This is a genomic window from Propionimicrobium sp. BV2F7 (assembly GCF_000510445.1).
Lineage (GTDB): Bacteria > Actinomycetota > Actinomycetes > Propionibacteriales > Propionibacteriaceae > Propionimicrobium > Propionimicrobium lymphophilum.
On record NZ_AZIS01000005.1, the window covers coordinates 323,868 to 339,592 of the forward strand.

General features: G+C 57.3%; 15 protein-coding genes and 1 pseudogene. 8 read left to right on the plus strand and 8 right to left on the minus strand.

Annotated features, from left to right (window positions below):
- Nucleotides 1-29 precede the first annotated feature (29 nt).
- From HMPREF1255_RS07870 to HMPREF1255_RS07885, 4 genes are read left to right on the plus strand one after another with little or no spacing between them, the layout of a single operon-like run.
- The gene (locus tag HMPREF1255_RS07870; RefSeq protein ID WP_024111566.1) at nt 30-1,133 is read left to right on the plus strand and encodes an ROK family protein; all 1,104 of its coding nucleotides are present in this window, start codon (nt 30-32) and stop codon (nt 1,131-1,133) included.
- Nucleotides 1,134-1,166: 33 nt separating this feature from the next.
- A complete protein-coding gene (locus HMPREF1255_RS07875) occupies nt 1,167-1,841 on the plus strand; it encodes an N-acetylmannosamine-6-phosphate 2-epimerase (RefSeq protein WP_016456677.1) in 675 nt (224 codons plus the stop codon).
- Between the two features lie 39 nt (nt 1,842-1,880).
- Nucleotides 1,881-2,654, plus strand: a complete 774-nt coding sequence (locus HMPREF1255_RS07880) for a glucosamine-6-phosphate deaminase (RefSeq protein ID WP_024111352.1) — start codon at nt 1,881-1,883, stop codon at nt 2,652-2,654.
- The gene (locus tag HMPREF1255_RS07885; RefSeq protein ID WP_024111315.1) at nt 2,651-3,868 is read left to right on the plus strand and encodes an N-acetylglucosamine-6-phosphate deacetylase; all 1,218 of its coding nucleotides are present in this window, start codon (nt 2,651-2,653) and stop codon (nt 3,866-3,868) included. The genes HMPREF1255_RS07880 and HMPREF1255_RS07885 overlap by 4 nt, the downstream gene beginning before the upstream one ends.
- 13 nt (nt 3,869-3,881) lie before the next feature.
- Here HMPREF1255_RS07885 and HMPREF1255_RS07890 read toward each other — a convergent pair whose 3' ends face one another.
- The 8 genes from HMPREF1255_RS07890 to HMPREF1255_RS07925 all read right to left on the minus strand — a co-directional run bounded on the left by HMPREF1255_RS07890 (nt 3,882) and on the right by HMPREF1255_RS07925 (nt 11,078).
- Nucleotides 3,882-7,055 (minus strand): PIF1 family DEAD/DEAH box helicase, encoded by a 3,174-nt coding sequence (locus HMPREF1255_RS07890; RefSeq protein ID WP_197016990.1) that lies wholly within the window; start codon nt 7,053-7,055, stop codon nt 3,882-3,884.
- A gap of 162 nt (nt 7,056-7,217) precedes the next feature.
- Nucleotides 7,218-7,718, minus strand: a complete 501-nt coding sequence (locus tag HMPREF1255_RS09680; protein ID WP_231477458.1) for an NADPH-dependent FMN reductase — start codon at nt 7,716-7,718, stop codon at nt 7,218-7,220.
- Nucleotides 7,719-7,726: 8 nt separating this feature from the next.
- A complete protein-coding gene (locus tag HMPREF1255_RS07900; protein WP_051112312.1) occupies nt 7,727-8,299 on the minus strand; it encodes a 3'-5' exonuclease in 573 nt (190 codons plus the stop codon).
- A 105-nt stretch (nt 8,300-8,404) separates the two neighbouring features.
- Entirely contained in the window at nt 8,405-8,707 is a 303-nt protein-coding gene (locus HMPREF1255_RS07905; RefSeq protein WP_016456670.1) for a type II toxin-antitoxin system mRNA interferase toxin, RelE/StbE family, read from the minus strand.
- Entirely contained in the window at nt 8,704-9,003 is a 300-nt protein-coding gene (locus HMPREF1255_RS07910; RefSeq protein WP_024111635.1) for a type II toxin-antitoxin system RelB/DinJ family antitoxin, read from the minus strand. The genes HMPREF1255_RS07905 and HMPREF1255_RS07910 overlap by 4 nt, the downstream gene beginning before the upstream one ends.
- A gap of 104 nt (nt 9,004-9,107) precedes the next feature.
- Entirely contained in the window at nt 9,108-9,434 is a 327-nt protein-coding gene (locus tag HMPREF1255_RS07915) for a hypothetical protein (protein WP_024111467.1), read from the minus strand.
- A 208-nt stretch (nt 9,435-9,642) separates the two neighbouring features.
- Nucleotides 9,643-10,587, minus strand: a complete 945-nt coding sequence (locus tag HMPREF1255_RS07920) for a folate-binding protein YgfZ (RefSeq protein WP_024111384.1) — start codon at nt 10,585-10,587, stop codon at nt 9,643-9,645.
- Entirely contained in the window at nt 10,584-11,078 is a 495-nt protein-coding gene (locus tag HMPREF1255_RS07925; RefSeq protein ID WP_016456666.1) for an FABP family protein, read from the minus strand. Before HMPREF1255_RS07925 ends, HMPREF1255_RS07920 begins: the two co-directional genes overlap by 4 nt.
- 147 nt (nt 11,079-11,225) lie before the next feature.
- Between HMPREF1255_RS07925 and dtd the strand changes: the two genes are divergently transcribed.
- The 4 genes and pseudogenes from dtd (at nt 11,226) to HMPREF1255_RS07940 (ending at nt 15,680) form a co-directional block, all read left to right on the plus strand.
- Nucleotides 11,226-11,672, plus strand: a complete 447-nt coding sequence (gene dtd, locus HMPREF1255_RS07930) for a D-aminoacyl-tRNA deacylase (RefSeq protein WP_016456665.1) — start codon at nt 11,226-11,228, stop codon at nt 11,670-11,672.
- Nucleotides 11,673-11,741: 69 nt separating this feature from the next.
- Nucleotides 11,742-12,593, plus strand: a pseudogene (mshD, locus tag HMPREF1255_RS10085) (mycothiol synthase); the annotation flags it as partial.
- A 30-nt stretch (nt 12,594-12,623) separates the two neighbouring features.
- Nucleotides 12,624-14,759 carry an RNA degradosome polyphosphate kinase gene (locus HMPREF1255_RS07935; protein ID WP_255325114.1) on the plus strand — a complete coding sequence of 712 codons (2,136 nt, stop codon included), beginning with the start codon at nt 12,624-12,626 and terminating at the stop codon, nt 14,757-14,759.
- 39 nt (nt 14,760-14,798) lie between these two features.
- Entirely contained in the window at nt 14,799-15,680 is an 882-nt protein-coding gene (locus HMPREF1255_RS07940) for an NUDIX hydrolase (RefSeq protein ID WP_024111329.1), read from the plus strand.
- Nucleotides 15,681-15,725: the final 45 nt, after the last annotated feature.

Sequence of the window (15,725 nt, forward strand, 5' to 3'; positions counted from 1 at the left end):
GATCAACCAAAAGTGACTAAGGACGAGACGTGGTAGACGCAGACCCCAGTCGGGCTGGAATTTCCATCTTGGGGCTAGACATTGGCGGCACAAAAATCGCTTCGGCAGTTGTCACTTTTCTGGCTGGGCAAATCTCGTGTGATGATTTTGCGGCTGGTGAAAAACCCCGACTTTCGCAAGCCAAGAGCATCGCCACCGAGGCCTCTCGAGGCGGAAGGGCAGTTCTGGAATCCGTAGCTGATCTAGTCGAAGACCAAATTAGGCTCGCCCTAGAGGGTGGAAAGCTACTACGAGGCATCGCGATTGCGAGCGCAGGAGTTGTCGATGCGGTAAATGGGAAAATTGTTTCAGCGACAGACACCATGCCCGGGTGGGGTGGTCAGCCGTTAGGGAAATATTTAGCAGAGCGTTTCGGACTACCTGTCCGTGTCCTAAACGATGTCCACGGCCATGCTATGGGCGAAGTCACATATGGGGCAGGAAACGGCGCGAAAACTGCTCTCGTTTTCGCTGTTGGAACTGGGCTAGGGGGAGCCGCAGTCATAAATGGAGAAATCCTATTTGGTGCCCACTCCGTAGCCGGCCACTTCGGGCACATCAATCACCCATACGCGGCTGGTCTCGTGTGCTCATGTAGACACGAAGGGCACATCGAGTCGGTCGCCTCAGGCAGTGGAGCGGCCCGTCTTTATGCCAAGCGACAGGCTGAGGCTGGGGTGCCAGGAGAAAGCTTCGCACGCCAAGCTGCTGCCTCATTAACGGGAATAGCCGACTTGCCCGAAAGCGCGTATCGAACGTCACCAGGAGAGCAGCGTCCCGTCGTCGTTCGCGGTGGACGAGAGCTAAAAGAGCTGGCCGACGCTGGCGACGAGTTTGCAAAAAAAGTCTTCGTTGACGGAGCTTTTGCGCTAGGCCAAGTTATTGGTGGACTGGCCAATTCATTTGACCCAGATGTCATTATTTTGTCCGGCTCATTAATTAAAGTCGGCGATTACTGGTTAGCAGCCCTCAAAGACGGCTACCGAAGCCAAGCTATGGCTGGAACAACAAAAACACCGATAGTCGAAGGCAATCTCGGCGACAACGCAGCAATCATCGGAGCCGGCATCCACTTCATGCGAACCATTAGATGACTTCCAACAACAAAAAATATTTTAGGAGACAGCGTGCATCCGATAATCGAATCACTTAAAGGCCATCTTGTGGTTTCTTGCCAGGCTTATGTTGGAGAACCGATGCGCCACCCAGAAACCATGGCGCAGATGGCGTTGGCCGCGGAACTTGGCGGAGCCGCAGCTATACGCTGCCAGGGGCTCGCTGACATCGCAGCTATTAAAGGCCAGGTAGAGGTGCCCGTTATCGGCCTTTGGAAAGAAGGTCACGAAGGCGTCTACATCACCCCAACACTGCGTCATGCGCGAGCCTGTATAAACGCGGGAGCGGACATCGTGGCAATCGACGCCACCTCACGTCCCCGACCCGACGGATTGAGTCTTAACGAAACCGTAAATGCGCTCAAATCTGACGGCTCGCTAGTGATGGCAGACTGCGGTTCGATTGCCGATGCGCGCTCGGCTGCAGAGGCAGGTTGCGACATCCTCAGCACAACATTGGCTGGCTACACCGGAGAACGGGAAAAGACCCCCGGCCCTGACCTCGAGCTGCTAGGTGAAATGGTAACTGAATTCCCCACAACACCAGTGATCTGCGAAGGCAGGATTCACACCCCGCAACAAGCCCGACAAGTGATGGAGGCAGGTGCGTGGGCGGCTGTCGTTGGCACCGCGATAACGCACCCGACGAGTATCACAACCTGGTTCCGCGAAGCCGTAGAGCAATAAAACTGATTTTGCGCGATTGCGCGCCACGAAAGGAAACCCATGAATGTAGGAATCTTCGCTAGTGCAGAAGAAGCATCCTGCGAAGGGGCTCGCATTATTCAGGATCTATACGCATCAAATCCTGCAGCTACTCTAGGCGTAGCCACCGGTTCAACCCCGGACGTTCTCTATGAAAAGTTGCGTCAGGCACACGCTGAAGGTCAATTTGATTTAGCGAAAGCCAAGGCTTTTGCCCTAGACGAATATGTAGGTCTTGACCCCAACCATCCGGAATCATATCGGAACGTGCTGCGTCGTAACTTAGTAGGAGACGACAAAACTGGATTAACTGAAGAAGGGCTGAATACGCCGGACGCCCTGCACGGCGAGCCGCACGAGGCGGCCGCTGCGTATGATGCAAAAATTCGGGAATCTCAAGTTGATCTGCAGATTTTAGGCTTAGGTGCAGACGGTCACATTGGTTTTAACGAGCCGGGCGGTTCGCTGGTATCGCGCACTCATGCTGAGGTGCTCGCCCCACAAACAATAAAAGACAACGCTAGGTTTTTTGGTGGCGACGAAAACGCTGTTCCCAGCCGGTGCATTACACAAGGGCTGGGCACAATTATGGAGGCTAAGAAATTACTGCTTTTTGCCTTTGGCGAGAACAAGGCAGATGCGGTGCGGGAGCTTGTTGAGGGCTCGGTCAGCGCTGTTTGGCCTGCGACAATCATTCAAATGCATCCTGATGTGACGGTTTTGCTCGACCAAGATGCAGCGAGATACCTGCGTTTTAAAGATTTCTATCAGACTCGCTGGGAGCTGGTTAAATGATTTATTTAGGGCGCGTTCTCGACGGCTACGGGCGTGACGTCGGGCACGGCATCGAGCTCGATGCATCCGGCGCGATGGTTCGGCTTCTTTCAAATAGCGAGGCTCAGGCTGCCAGCGGCGATGACGTTCGTCGCGCGCACCTAATAACTCCCGGGCTAGTCGATATTCACTGTCACGGCGGCGGTGGTTTCGCGTTTCCAGACAACTACAAACCAGAGCAAATCGCGGCGGCCATCCGGACCCATCAGCTGGCCGGCACAACAGCTATGTTTGCGTCCCTGGTCTCGCTCGCCGACCCGTCCCCGCAGCTGGAAGCTCTGATTGCGTTCTGCGAAGACGGTCAGCTCGCCGGCATCCACATGGAAGGCCCATATGTTTCGCGCCAAAAGTGCGGGGCGCAAAACCCGGCTGTCGTCAGGGACGTCGACGAGGAAGAGTTACTAGGCTGGCTGAAGATCGGGCGTGGCTGGATCAAAACCATGACTATCGCCCCGGAAGCGCCGGGCGCCCGCCGAGCTGCGGAACTTCTTCTCGAACACGGTGGCAAACCGTCGTGGGGACACTCGCACGACGATGGCACGGCCACTCGCCAGGAACTGGACTACACCTACGAGGCTGCTGAAAAATATAACAGGGTAGTAGGTCAGGCCACCCAGACCGTAACCCACCTGTTCAACGCCATGACCGGCTTCTCGCACCGCGCGCCCGGGCCGATCCGCGTATACATTCAGGCGGCGAAGGCGGGCAAGGCTAGCGCCGAGCTGATCGCAGACGGCTACCACGTCCACCCGGATCTCGTCGAAGACATCGTCGGATATCTCGATGGGGCGGCATCGCAACTGGGTATTCCAGGCGCATTCTTCGTGACCGACTCGCTGGCCGCAGCAGGAATGCCGGAGGGTAAATACACCCTCGGTGGTCTGCCGGTCGAGGTGCGTACCGGAGCCTGCTACTTGGAGGGCACCCAGACCCTGGCCGGCGGCGCAACCACTCTGGCAGACCAAATCGCGCTATTTGCCAAACGCGGAAAACTAACGCTAGGTCAACTAGTCAGGGCGACAGTTGCTGGACCGGTTTATGCGGCTGGTATCTGGGATGCACAAGGCGTCACGGTGGAATTCAAGCCCGGCGAGCCCGTCAACCTGGTGGCCTGGGGCGAAAACATGACCCCAACGTGGGTTATCCGCGAGGGCGGCGAGCTTAACCGCGGGTGAGCCAGATCTTCGGCTAGCGACGTATCCTTTCGACCAAGGCCAGTATCAAGAACAGAACCATCAGCGCTGCTGATATCATCGAAACGAGAAGCGAAATCGCGCCCAGCGCAACTAGATTTATCGAGCCAAAGACGATGATGAGTAGGAAAGAAACCACCGCAACGATGGCGCTCTGCTTGGCTCGCTTCAGCGATTTACCGGGGGTCTTAGGCCTGGCCGGCACCTGATTATGGACGAAATGCCCAGGCATTGACTGTGGCGTCGATGGAGGAATGCTGGAATTGTCTGCAACCCCAAAGCCGGCTTGCGGTGGCATGGTCGGAGGCTTGCTAGGCATCGCAGGCTGCGAAGCCTGGAAAACAGGCGTTTCCTGCAACTGCAAGGCGGGTTGCCAATCCGGGCCTGGATATTGCTCCGGCTCGTGCGCAGCATACTCATCCTCGTCCATCTGCAACTCGGCTAACTGTTTAGAGGCCCACGCCTGGAAGTCAGACTGAAGCATCAGTGGCTTGTTATAGCGGCGAGCGAGCTTCATCTTGCCGTCTTCGGCATCGGGGGAGTCCGTGACGAGCACATCGCAGCGAGTCTTCGTCACGGCCTGCTTGTAGTCCAGGCCAAGCCGCACGCACAGGGTCTGCAGGGGAGCGCCTTGCTGGTACAGCTCGCCATCGACGTAGGTGGAGCCTCTAAACGCGACGCGTTTGTCAGCCTGGAAGAACTCCTTAGGGCTAACCCACGTCAGGTTCTCATCTGGATCTGGATGCTCTTCGCAGGCGCGTATGGCAGATTGAGCTGCCGGAGCCGGAGCCGGCGGCTCAATCTTTGTGTTCGCCTCGACGCGCTGAGCGTCCGGCTCCACCTTTGCGCTTACTTGGCCGCGTTCAGCGTCTGGCTCGGGGGCCCCAAGAAAAGGGCCGTTGTTATACCAGTTCTCGAATTCCTCCTGGGCAATAATTGGTAGCCCGTAGTCGCGGGCCTTCTTGGCTTTAGTGGACATCGAGGCGGGATCGAAAGCGACGAGCACATCGCAGCGGGTCCTAGACACACCTGTCTTGTATTCGAGGTGACGCTCATTGCAGATCTTTTCGAGGCGCTCGTCGTTTGCGGGGCCACCTAGAAGATCGCGGCGACCCGTGAACGCAACGCGGGCGCCAGGCCGGAAAAGCTCGGGTATTTTGAGCTCGGCAGACTCGACCTCGGGCAGGTTAACGGCGGTCAGCCCGACACGGTTAGCGCGCCGGCTGATCTCGTCGCGAGCCGCCTGCGTCCAGGTGCCGCGAGAGATGCCCCAAGCGGAGAAAATCTCGGCAGTCTCCTCAAGCTCCGCACGATCGAGATCGTGAGCAGAGCCGCCGGAGAAAGCCGCCCACGCATTGTCGGAATCCGTGGCGCGTCGACGGTCTAGAACCATAGGCATGGCAGTCGCCCACTCGGGCGCATAAACGGAACCCTCAACATCCTTAGCGGCGCTCGGCGCGGGCTGGCCATTGAGCACGGCGAAAGCGTTGCTGATGAAAGCGGTGGCCATAGAACGAGCGCGATCCGCCACGTCAGTGCCGGAGGGCTCGAACCCAATCTCGCTGATGTCGTAGCCCATTCCCAGGGCAAGGTTGAGCCCCTTTTCCTGGTGACGAGCCGCTCTCTCAAGCATCGGCAGGCGGTCGCCGATGATTATGCTGTCTGCTACCTGACGAAGAAGAAGTGGCCAGAAGTCTCCGAGAGTTGGGGCCAGCGCCAGGCCACCGGCGGGCACCTTGTTTTGCTTGCCGAAGTCGCCTAGGTCTGACATCGGATTGATCCAGGTGCCAAAGTCGGCAACGATCTGATCCGACTCCACCACTACAGCGTGTGCCCGAACCACGTGGTCGCTGATTCCGAAGCTGACGCCATCGAAAGCCAAGAACGCGAAGCGGTTCGTCTGTATCGCAGGAGCAACCTCGCGTCGGATCATGCGCACCAGAGTGTTGTTCGCCCGGATATGCTTGCGCTCAATTGGCGCACTAAACCGCAGATTATCGAGATCGACGGCTCTAGAAAGCGCCACGTAGAACTGCCCGTCGGTGGTCATGCCGCCGGTCATGTTGATGAACAGCTTAGGGATGGTCTTTCCCTGCGACTTGTGAACGGTCAGAGCCCAGGCCAAGATGACCGGGAACTGTGTGACGCTGCCGGTGGTTTTGCTGCTAAGAACCCCGCCCGATACCTCAGGCGTTTTGATGTCCCAGGTGTGCCTGCCTAGCTCAACCTCTTTGCTGCTGTGATCGAGGCGCACGACGAGTTTTTCATCCGTTGCCGAAACGAGAGTGCCGAAGCTGCCGTTCACAAACCTGCCAGCGCCGTCGTTAATGACCGTCATCACTCGCGCCCCGACGGCGTAGTTCAAGGTTTCTGCACCGCTGAAGGACTTATCGTCGGCGGTACCATCAAATTCTGCGACGGAGACGAATTTCTCAGCGTTCAGAGCCTCTAGATGCTGATGGTTGATCTTGTCTACCGTGCTGCGCCTCGAGGCGAGTGTGACCCAGCCGTCAGGGGCATCGAAGCTAGGGTCAACGTGCTGGTTAAGCAGGTTTAGAGCGTTGTCGCTGACGCTGCCCTCACGCACCTGGTTCAAAACCTCCAGGAACGTCGTGTCGCTCTGCCTCCACACGGTGGTCAGATTGATCGAGGCCAGGCCGAGACTGTCGTAGCAGTGTGCCGAAAAGAAGTATGGCGACGACCAGCGGGTCTCAAAGAACTCTGTTTCCGAGGCGGTGATCACCGGGGGCAGTTGGAGCAGGTCGCCGACTAAAATCAGCTGAATTCCGCCAAAGGGCTTGTTGTTGCGTCGCGAACGACGCAGGGCGATGTCCATCATGTCGAATAGGTCTGCCCGAACCATCGAGATTTCGTCGATGACTAGAATGTCCGCTGCCTTGAGGACGCTCTTCGGCCACCATTGGCCGTCCGCAGATAGGTCGTCGGGAAACATGCCCGGTCGGAAGCCGAAAGTGCGGTGGATGGTGAAGCCCCCGATATTTAGCGCAGCTACGCCGGTAGGCGCGGTGACCAGTATCTGCTTATCAGACGCCTCGTTTTCCAAGTACATTCGCAGCAAAGTCGACTTACCAGTGCCTGCTTTACCTGTCAGCAAAACATTTTCACCGGCACGCATTAAGTCCAGCGCGCGCCGGAATTCATCAGTCATCAGAATGCTTTTACCTGTCGGTGATGCCATATTTTCCTTAGTTTAGTTCTTCAGCGAATTGTATTTAGAGACAAAAATTTTGGTTAATCCTACCGTCAACTGCATCTCAAATAAGAGGCTGTCCTGCAGAATTAACCATTAAAAAGAACGTATCTCGTGGCACTACAAAAATAGCGATTCTTTTTGATAGCAAAATAAAGCTGCGTGCAGAAAACTGCACGCAGCTAAATAAGCGGGTGAAAAACCTAAAATTAAGCGCCTACTTGGCGGCCTTTCCTTGACCAGGTTGGCGAAGCGCTCGACGTATCCGCGGACGAAATCGACGGTGTCCTGCGGCTTGATCTTGCCGTCCTCGTCGAGCAGCGTCGGCGACTGGCCAAGGAAAAACTCAGGCTGGCCGAGATGGTACATATCGAAGTACGACAGCGCCAGCTGCAGGTTTTTCTGCGAGCTGTAGCCGCCCATGCGGCCGACCGAGTGCGAAATGATGCCGTAGGGCTTGTTCTTCCAAGCCACGTCGCTGTTTGGCTTAGAGCCGATGTCGACGGCGTTCTTCAGGCAGGCCGGAATGGTGCGGTTGTTTTCGGGCTGCCGAACTTCATCCTTATTTCGTGGGGCAGCGGTGGTCGATCGCATGATGAGTTGCGCTGGAGCTAACTGCAATATTGCTTTTAGTGGCCTCTAAGCTGACGGTTTGCTTGCTGTTTCAGCCCTTCGGCTCCGTGTCGCAGCGCGTTAACGATCAGCGCGCAGGCCTCAGCGTCAGAGTCTGCGCGGTGATGGTTCAAGTGGAAGGAGGGATTGCAAGCTGCGAGAACGGTCGGCAGCTTGTAGTTCACCAGGCCAGGCATTAGCGACTTTGCGGTGCGATACGAACAGAAGAAGTTCTTTGGCAGCGTCTTGGTGCCGAAGAAGTCGTCCAGGTCTTTCCAAACCGAGGCATCGAATGACGCATTGTGGGCGTAAACCGGAAGACTGCCGACGAAGTTATCTATCGCCTCGGCAACGTCCGACCACATCGGTGCATCTGCCACGTCAGCCGCGCTGATGCCATGCAGATATGTGAATTCGAACGCGTCGAAGCCGGCGGGCGGCTTGAGCAGGGTGGAGTAGCGTTCAACAACCTCATCGCGCACCATCTTGATCAGCGCGATCTGGCAGGCCGAGGCCCGCGACTGCCGATTGGCCGTCTCAAAATCGACAGCAACGAAGCTGTCTTGCAGAAGCTCTTCTGTCGCTGGCATTCGGCTTAACGGAACCGCTCTCGATCTTGGCTGCACAACTTGTCTTTTATTACCAAACTGATAGGTCATAATTGTTCTCCTAGCCTTACGACTAGGTCGCAAGCTTTAAAGCTGTTTGCCTTGAAACAACTCCTGGTGAGAACCGATGCGAATGAATCGGATCAATTCTGAATCGTTTTGATAGTGGACCGCAATAACATCAAATCTTCCTTCTTGCAGATGCAGCCCCCAGTAGCCCGTGTAGTTTCCTCTGGCGTTGGTCAGCAAATGTGGGTCGTAGCTTTCCGGAATTCTGCCCAACTCAGTAATCACTAAAATTAGTTCCTGGAGCTCCTCCTTAATGGCCGGCTGGGCGCGAACTATCTTCTTAAGATCAGCCTGAAACTGCTTTTCAAACTTAACGATCATTCGATTTCTTCCAGGAATTTCGCTGCTTCAGTTGCGCTGGAAAAAATCAGTGAATCGTCATGGATTTTGCCAGAAAGAATCTTGTTGGTGTGATCGATCGCTCTCTGTGTTTCCTCGTTAGGGGTAAAACCTATTTTCGGCTGAATAGGCAGGGCCTGGTCGCGAACTGCCTGCTTCAAAAACATGTTTAGTGCCGTAGACATGTCTAAGCCCAGTTCGTTAAAAAGCTCTTCAGCCGCTCGTTTTGTTTCGGCGTCCGTGCGGAAATTGATTCGTGTGGCTGTTTTTGGAGTCATAGATGTCACCTCTGACATCCATTGTATGCCCAAATGGGGCACAACGGGTGTCAGGTTATTTGGTGATTTCAAGGCTCTTTAACTAGATGTCACTCAATTCGCCGCTAGCGCCGGTCGTCGGCAGCGCCTTGGTCTTCGTGAGGGGCTTGGCTGCGACTGCGTTGTTTCCGGTCGGCTGCTTGAGTACTACCTTCGTGCTCAACTCCAGGCAGGAAGCCGTACCCGTTAACTACCATCTGGTAGCAGAGGAATTCCTCGGCGGTATCCGTAGTTAGGTTGGAGACTTTCACCCAGGCGGACAACTTTGCTTCGTAGTTCGACTTGGCCAGCCAGTACGGCTCCTCGGCGCCGGCGGTCTTCTTGGCCTGTTCCTTTTTGCCCAGCTTGGTCTTGGAACCGATCAGCTCTCTGGTCTCTGTGCTGGGTGCCAATTATTTTGCATGCTCGCGCGCATGTTTCCCTTTCACTTAAATTTCAGCGCCCGAGTAGAGCCCGGGAGCCTCCCCAATTCAAGCGCCGATACAGCAATGCGCGATTAGCTAACCCCAGATCGCGACGTTACTTGACTGGTAGTTGATTTCAGGGTGACAGAGCCAAATAGGCGAGGGGAAAGGGGTGCTAAAAGTCGCGGGTTAGCGATTACAGCAGCGACTTTCCAATTCCGCCCAGCTTCGGGGCCTTGAAGTGGACGCCGATTTCCGGGTCCACTAGCACCTCTTGGCTAGCTGCTATGCCATCAACGGTTAGCTGTGCGTCCACCGGAGTCGAGCGCTTAATTAAACCAAGTGCGATTGGGCCTAACTCCCAGTGCTGTGCGCTGGCGCCGACGAATCCGATGGGTTTTTCATCGTCGCGCAGGCAGATTGGCGCGCCCAGTTCGGGAAGGCGGTTCTCGCTGCCGTCGATCAGCAGGCGGATCATGCGTCGGGGCGGGCGGCCGACGTTGTGCACCCTGGCGACGGTCTCTTGGCCGGGGTAGCAGCCCTTGTCGAGTTTGGTGGCGTAAAGTCCCAGCTCGTTGGGGATGGTTTTGTCGTCTGTGTCGATGCCAATGCGGGGCAGACCGGCGCTGATTCGTAGCGCCTCGAAGGCCCAGACCCCGGCATTAGGGGAGTATGCGTTGGGGGATGCCAGCACGATGCGCCCGCCCTCGATGCCGTAGTCGATCTCGGGGCCGAGCGCTTCTACTTCGTTGCCCACGAAGAAAGCGTGACGCTTGCTTTCGGAAATCTCGGCCTTCGTCCAGAACTTCATGCGCTGAAGAAACTCGAGTAGGGAACCGATCTGGTCGGCCCAAACGAATGTGGTTTCGCCATCGTCAACGACGTGCAACCTGTGCATGACGCGTCCGTTGCCATCCAGAATCAGGGCGGCAGAAGACGCGCCCTCCTCGAAAATCCCGGTGGTCAGGCCCGGAAGCCAGGTCAGGCGCTCGGGCCCGGTCAGCTCAACGACAATTCGTCCGCCAACCCCATTGCCCAAATCGACGATGCCACGGCTGGCTACCAGTTCGCGTTGTTCACGCAGCGGATCACCGAAATGCCAGGCCAGCCCCTTATCTGGGCCCTGCTCGACCTCGATCATGCGCGCTGCAACCTAGCCCACATGAACGGCTGAAGCTTCTGGTCGGTGGTTGCGCGGTCATAGGTCCAAAGCAGATCACCCTCGACCTGGCCGTAGAGGCGCTGGCCGCCAGTGACCTCCGGCTTAGCGGTGTTGGTGGAGGCAACCAGGTCGGTGGTCAGCTCGATCTTCGCGCCGTCAATTTTTCCGGCCCAAACCTCAGCACGCCCCTCTGGGGCAGCAAGCACAACCTCAAGATCCTTCTCGTTCGCTCGCCAAAAACCAGTCTCCATGGAAAGCGGTTTAACTGGATTACCGTCCTCATCAGTCTCGTAGGTCTGGGCAAGGTAGTGCAGATAGCCTGAACCGTTGTCGGCAAACTCAACCTGGATGCCATACTCAAACTCGCCCTGGCCGGGCCAATTGCCGTGACCATTGCCGCGCCAGGTGCCGATCATCCACGCCAGCGGCATTAGCGCCGGGTTTAGATCGCTTGGAATCGTGAACGCCATTCTTACTCCTACTTTTCGACCGAAGCCTTGCGAACAATTTGAACAACCACCGCCAAGGCGCCCGCTGCCGCGCATGACGCTGCGATTAGCCCAACGATGAATGAAGCCATGCAATAAACATTACCTGCCCGGGCCTAAGCTAAAAGTGTGAGAGTTGTTCTGCAGCGCGCCAAAAGCGCAAATGTAAGCATCGACGGCGAAATCGTCGGCAAAATCGATTCGCCAGGCCTGGTTCTGCTGGTTGGCATCACCCACGACGACACCCCAGAACTGACCAGGCGCATGGCCGAGAAAATCTGGAAACTGCGCATCCTCGAAGGCGAAGTGTCTGCGTCTGACGTCGACGCGCCCGTCCTAGCGGTCAGCCAGTTCACCCTCTACGCAAACACCCGAAAGGGCAGGCGCCCGTCTTGGAACCAGGCAGCCCCCGGCGAAATCAGCGAGCCTCTTTTCAACCAGTTCGTTGAGGACCTGCGCGGGCTGGGCGCGCACGTCGAGACCGGAAAATTCGGCGCAGAAATGCAGGTCTCCCTAGTCAACGACGGGCCCGTGACGATAATCCTCGATTCAGCGGACTGGGGAAGCGCAAAGTAGCGGAAACGGACAACACCAATTATGCGTTCGGGAGTTTAGAATCCGGCGAAATGACGTAGCGTTAAGGGCGTGATCGTTGTTGAGCATACGGGTTTTCTAGCCGGGGACTATTCCACAAAAATTTTGCAGATGGCGGGCCAGGTCAAGCAGGCCGACGGCGCCAGCCCGCTCAACGAGGCTGCCCAGTTGGCGATAACTTCCGACTGGTCTAGGGCCCGTCACCTTTTGGCACTCGATGACGAAGGCCGCGTCCTAGTTGGCTACGCGCAGTTCGACCCGCGAGACGCCTCAGCGCAATTCTTCATCGCCCCAGAGCATCGCGGCAAGGGCCTGGGCACGCAGCTGCTCAATCAACTGATCGTTCGCTACTCTCCGGCAACCTGCTGGTCTTTCAGCACGCTCGAACCCGCCCGCAAGCTCGCGGAGCGTTTCGGTTTCGAGCAGACCCGTCAGCTGCTGCTCATGGGCCGCGAGCTAAACGAGGTGCCGGACTTCCAGGCGCCCGAAGGCTTCACCATCGACACCTACAAGAACACCGACATCAACAGGTTGGTCAAGGTGAATGCCGAGGCCTTCAAGGACCACCCGGAACAGGGCGCGATGACGGAGACGGACTTCCGCAGCCGCTTCTCCGAGGACTGGTTCAAGCCGGAAAGCCTGCTCGTTGCGCGAGACGCCAGCGGTCAGCTGGTCGGTTTCCACTGGATCAAAATTGAGCCGGAAAGCCCGGAAGAGGCCGAGGTCTACGTCATCGGCGTGGCCCCAGAACACGAGGGTAAGGGGTTGGGCAGGGCGCTTCTGCTGTCCGGCTTACGTCACATGATTTCTCGCGGAGCCAAAACAGCTAAATTATTTGTCGAGGCGGCCAACGACCGCGTCGTCACCCTCTATAGAAACTCGGGTTTCGACACTCTGAACGTTGACACCTCGTACTCAGCGCCCGAGAAACCAATACTTTTAAGCGACGATGCAAGAACGGAAGGCGAAAGCGTGAGCGACGATCCGCTGAATAAAGACCTGCCCGACAACCGCTACACCGACCGCGAATTGAGCTGGCTGGAGTTCAACAACCGTGTGCTCGATTTGGCTAAGGACGCCCCGCGCACACCGCTTCTGGAGCGTGTCCAGTTCTGCGGCATCTTCAGCTCCAACCTGGACGAATTTTTCATGGTTCGCGTCGCCGGCCTGAAGCGCCGAATCGACGCGGGGGTTGCCGTCAAGTCCGCAGCTGGCATCACGCCGAGAGACTTGTACGACGCCATCCTTCGTCGCACGCACGAGCTGGTCTCCGAGCAGGCTCGAGTTTTCAACGAGGAGCTTCGCCCGCAGCTTGCCGAAGAAGGCATCCACATCATCGGCTGGGACGACCTGACCCTAGAGGAACAAGACGAGATGCAAACGGTGTTTACCGAGCGGATCTTCCCGATCCTCACCCCGCTGGCCGTCGACCAGAGCCACCCGTTCCCGTACATTTCCGGCCTGTCGCTGAACCTCGGAATCCTGCTTCGCAACCCTGAAACCGGCAGCGAACAGTTCGCCCGAATCAAAGTGCCGGCCATCATCGACCGCTTCATGCAGGTGACGCCAGGACGCTTCCTGCCGCTCGAGGAGCTCATCAGCCACCACCTCAGTCTGATTTTCGGCGGCATGGAGATAATGCACTGCGTCACGTTCCGCGTCACTCGTAACGAGGACGTCGAGATGGAAGAAGACGACGCCGAGAACATCCTCACCGCGCTGGAGAAGGAGCTGCTGCGACGCAAGGTTGGCCGTCCGCCGGTCAGGCTTGAGGTTGAAGACGACATCGACGAGAAAATGCTAGACATGCTGGTTCGAGCCCTCGACGTCTCAGAAAAAGAAGTCTTCAAGCTGCCTGCGCCCCTAGACATGACGGGCCTGGGCGATATACACGGCATCGACCGCGAAGACCTCAAATACCCCGGATTCTTGCCTAAGACGCACCCAGATCTGGCCGAAATCGAGACCAGCAACCCGGCCGATATCTTCACGCAGATCCGCAAGCACGACGTGCTGCTGCACCACCCGTACGATTCGTTCGCGACCTCCGTCGAGAGGCTGCTCGAGCAGGCCGCAAGCGACCCGAAGGTGCTGGCTATCAAGCAGACGCTGTATCGCACCAGCGGAGATTCGCCCATCATTGACGCCCTGATCGAAGCTGCGAAGGCCGGCAAACAGGTGCTCGCTGTGGTGGAGATTAAAGCCCGCTTCGATGAGCAGGCCAACATCGCCTGGGCGCGCAAGCTCGAGAAGTACGGCGTCCACGTCGTCTACGGCATGGTCGGCCTCAAGACACACTGCAAGCTGATGCTCATCGTTCGTGACGAAGGCAAGCACGGCCTGCGTCGCTACGCGCACATCGGCACCGGAAACTACAACTCCAAGACGGCCCGCCAGTATGAAGACATGGGTCTTCTGACCTGCAACCCGATCATCACTGACGACGTGGCTAGGCTGTTCAACCACCTGTCCGGCATGACGCAGGAGAACCACTACCGCAGGCTGATGGTGGCGCCCGAGGGCATCCGCGCCGGGCTCATCGAACGCATTAACGGCGAAACCGCCAACGCATTGGCGGGCAAGCCCGCCCGCATCCGAATCAAGGTTAACTCGATCGTTGACGAGGCAATCACCGATGCGCTCTATCGAGCTTCGCAGGCGGGCGTCAAAGTGCAGATGTGGGTGCGCGGCATCTGTGCGGTTCGTCCAGGGGTGCCTGGCTTAAGCGAAAACATTCAGATCATCTCGGTGCTTGGCCGCTACCTGGAGCACTCGCGAATCTACTGGTTCGAGAATGGCGGTACGCCGATCGTGGGCATCGGTTCCGCTGACCTGATGCACCGCAACCTAGACCGCCGAGTCGAGGCGATCGTCGGTATCAGCAACCCGCGGCATATCGCCCAGATCGACGACATGCTTAACGTCGCCTTCGACGAGAACACCGTCCAGTGGCGCCTGCACGATCAGGACTACGAGGTGAATATCTACAAGGAAGACGGCACCCCCAAGCTGCACATCCAGGACTACCTGATTCAGCAGACCACAGCCCGCACGCGTCGCAAAAAGTAGATTCGGGCAAACAGGAATAACAGCAAAAGGGTAAAGAATATGGCTAAGACATCTAGGGCATCCGGTGCGGTTGTTTTGCGTGGGAAGGGCGACGACTGCGAGGTGTTAGTCGTGCACCGCCCTCGCTACGACGATTGGAGCCTACCCAAAGGGCACGTCGATGAGGCTGAGCCCGACGCTGTTACCGCCGTCCGCGAGGTGAAAGAGGAGACCGGATACGACATTAGGCTGCTCTCGCAGCTTCGCGCTATCCACTACCAGGTGAAGAAGCGCTCGAAGGTGGTCACCTGGTGGCTGGGGGAGCTGGTCAGCGACCAGCAAGACCCAAACCACGACGACGAAACCGATTTAATCGAGTGGTGGCCGATCGGCAAGGCCATCCGCAAGATGACCTACGATGACGACGTCAAAGTGCTGGTCGAGGGTGTGCGCTCGCCGAGGATGATTCCGTTCCTGATCATTCGTCACGCCAAGGCGCTTGGACGCAAGAACTGGGACGGCAAGGACAAGCTGCGTCCGCTGAACAAGCGCGGCGATAAGCAGGCCACCGCGCTTGCGCAACTGCTTAAGGCATTCGGGATAACGACGCTAGCTAGCTCCAGCGCTGAACGCTGCATGGCCACGCTTCGTCCCTACGCACAGTCGAGCGGCATAGAGATCAAGGCATACGACGAGCTCACCGAGCCTGCCTTCGAGAAAGACTCGCGAGGCGCCGAGTGGGCGATGAGCCAGATCCGCGGCCAAGCTATCGACAGCCGTCAACCCACCGCCATCTGCGGCCACCGACCCGTGCTGCCAACCATGATCGAGTTCCTGGAAATCGAATTCGACCACACCCTCGAGCCTGCTGAACTGCTCTACGTGAACATCGATGAGCAGGGTGAAGCAACTAACCCGAACTACCTACCGCCAGAGGTTTAAGCCTCCGCGAGACGTAAACGTTATCAAAAAGCCTAAAAAATAGTG

Excerpts from the sequence above, each read along its gene's own strand:
- HMPREF1255_RS07880 (WP_024111352.1), top strand. The coding sequence starts at position 1,881 with ATGAATGTAGGAATCTTCGCTAGTGCAGAAGAAGCATCCTGCGAAGGG.
- HMPREF1255_RS07885 (WP_024111315.1), top strand. The coding sequence starts at position 2,651 with ATGATTTATTTAGGGCGCGTTCTCGACGGCTACGGGCGTGACGTCGGG.
- HMPREF1255_RS07890 (WP_197016990.1), bottom strand. The coding sequence starts at position 7,055 with ATGACTGATGAATTCCGGCGCGCGCTGGACTTAATGCGTGCCGGTGAA.
- HMPREF1255_RS07900 (WP_051112312.1), bottom strand. The coding sequence starts at position 8,299 with ATGCCAGCGACAGAAGAGCTTCTGCAAGACAGCTTCGTTGCTGTCGAT.
- HMPREF1255_RS07905 (WP_016456670.1), bottom strand. The coding sequence starts at position 8,707 with ATGATCGTTAAGTTTGAAAAGCAGTTTCAGGCTGATCTTAAGAAGATA.
- HMPREF1255_RS07910 (WP_024111635.1), bottom strand. The coding sequence starts at position 9,003 with ATGACTCCAAAAACAGCCACACGAATCAATTTCCGCACGGACGCCGAA.
- HMPREF1255_RS07920 (WP_024111384.1), bottom strand. The coding sequence starts at position 10,587 with ATGATCGAGGTCGAGCAGGGCCCAGATAAGGGGCTGGCCTGGCATTTC.
- HMPREF1255_RS07925 (WP_016456666.1), bottom strand. The coding sequence starts at position 11,078 with ATGGCGTTCACGATTCCAAGCGATCTAAACCCGGCGCTAATGCCGCTG.
- HMPREF1255_RS07940 (WP_024111329.1), top strand. The coding sequence starts at position 14,799 with ATGGCTAAGACATCTAGGGCATCCGGTGCGGTTGTTTTGCGTGGGAAG.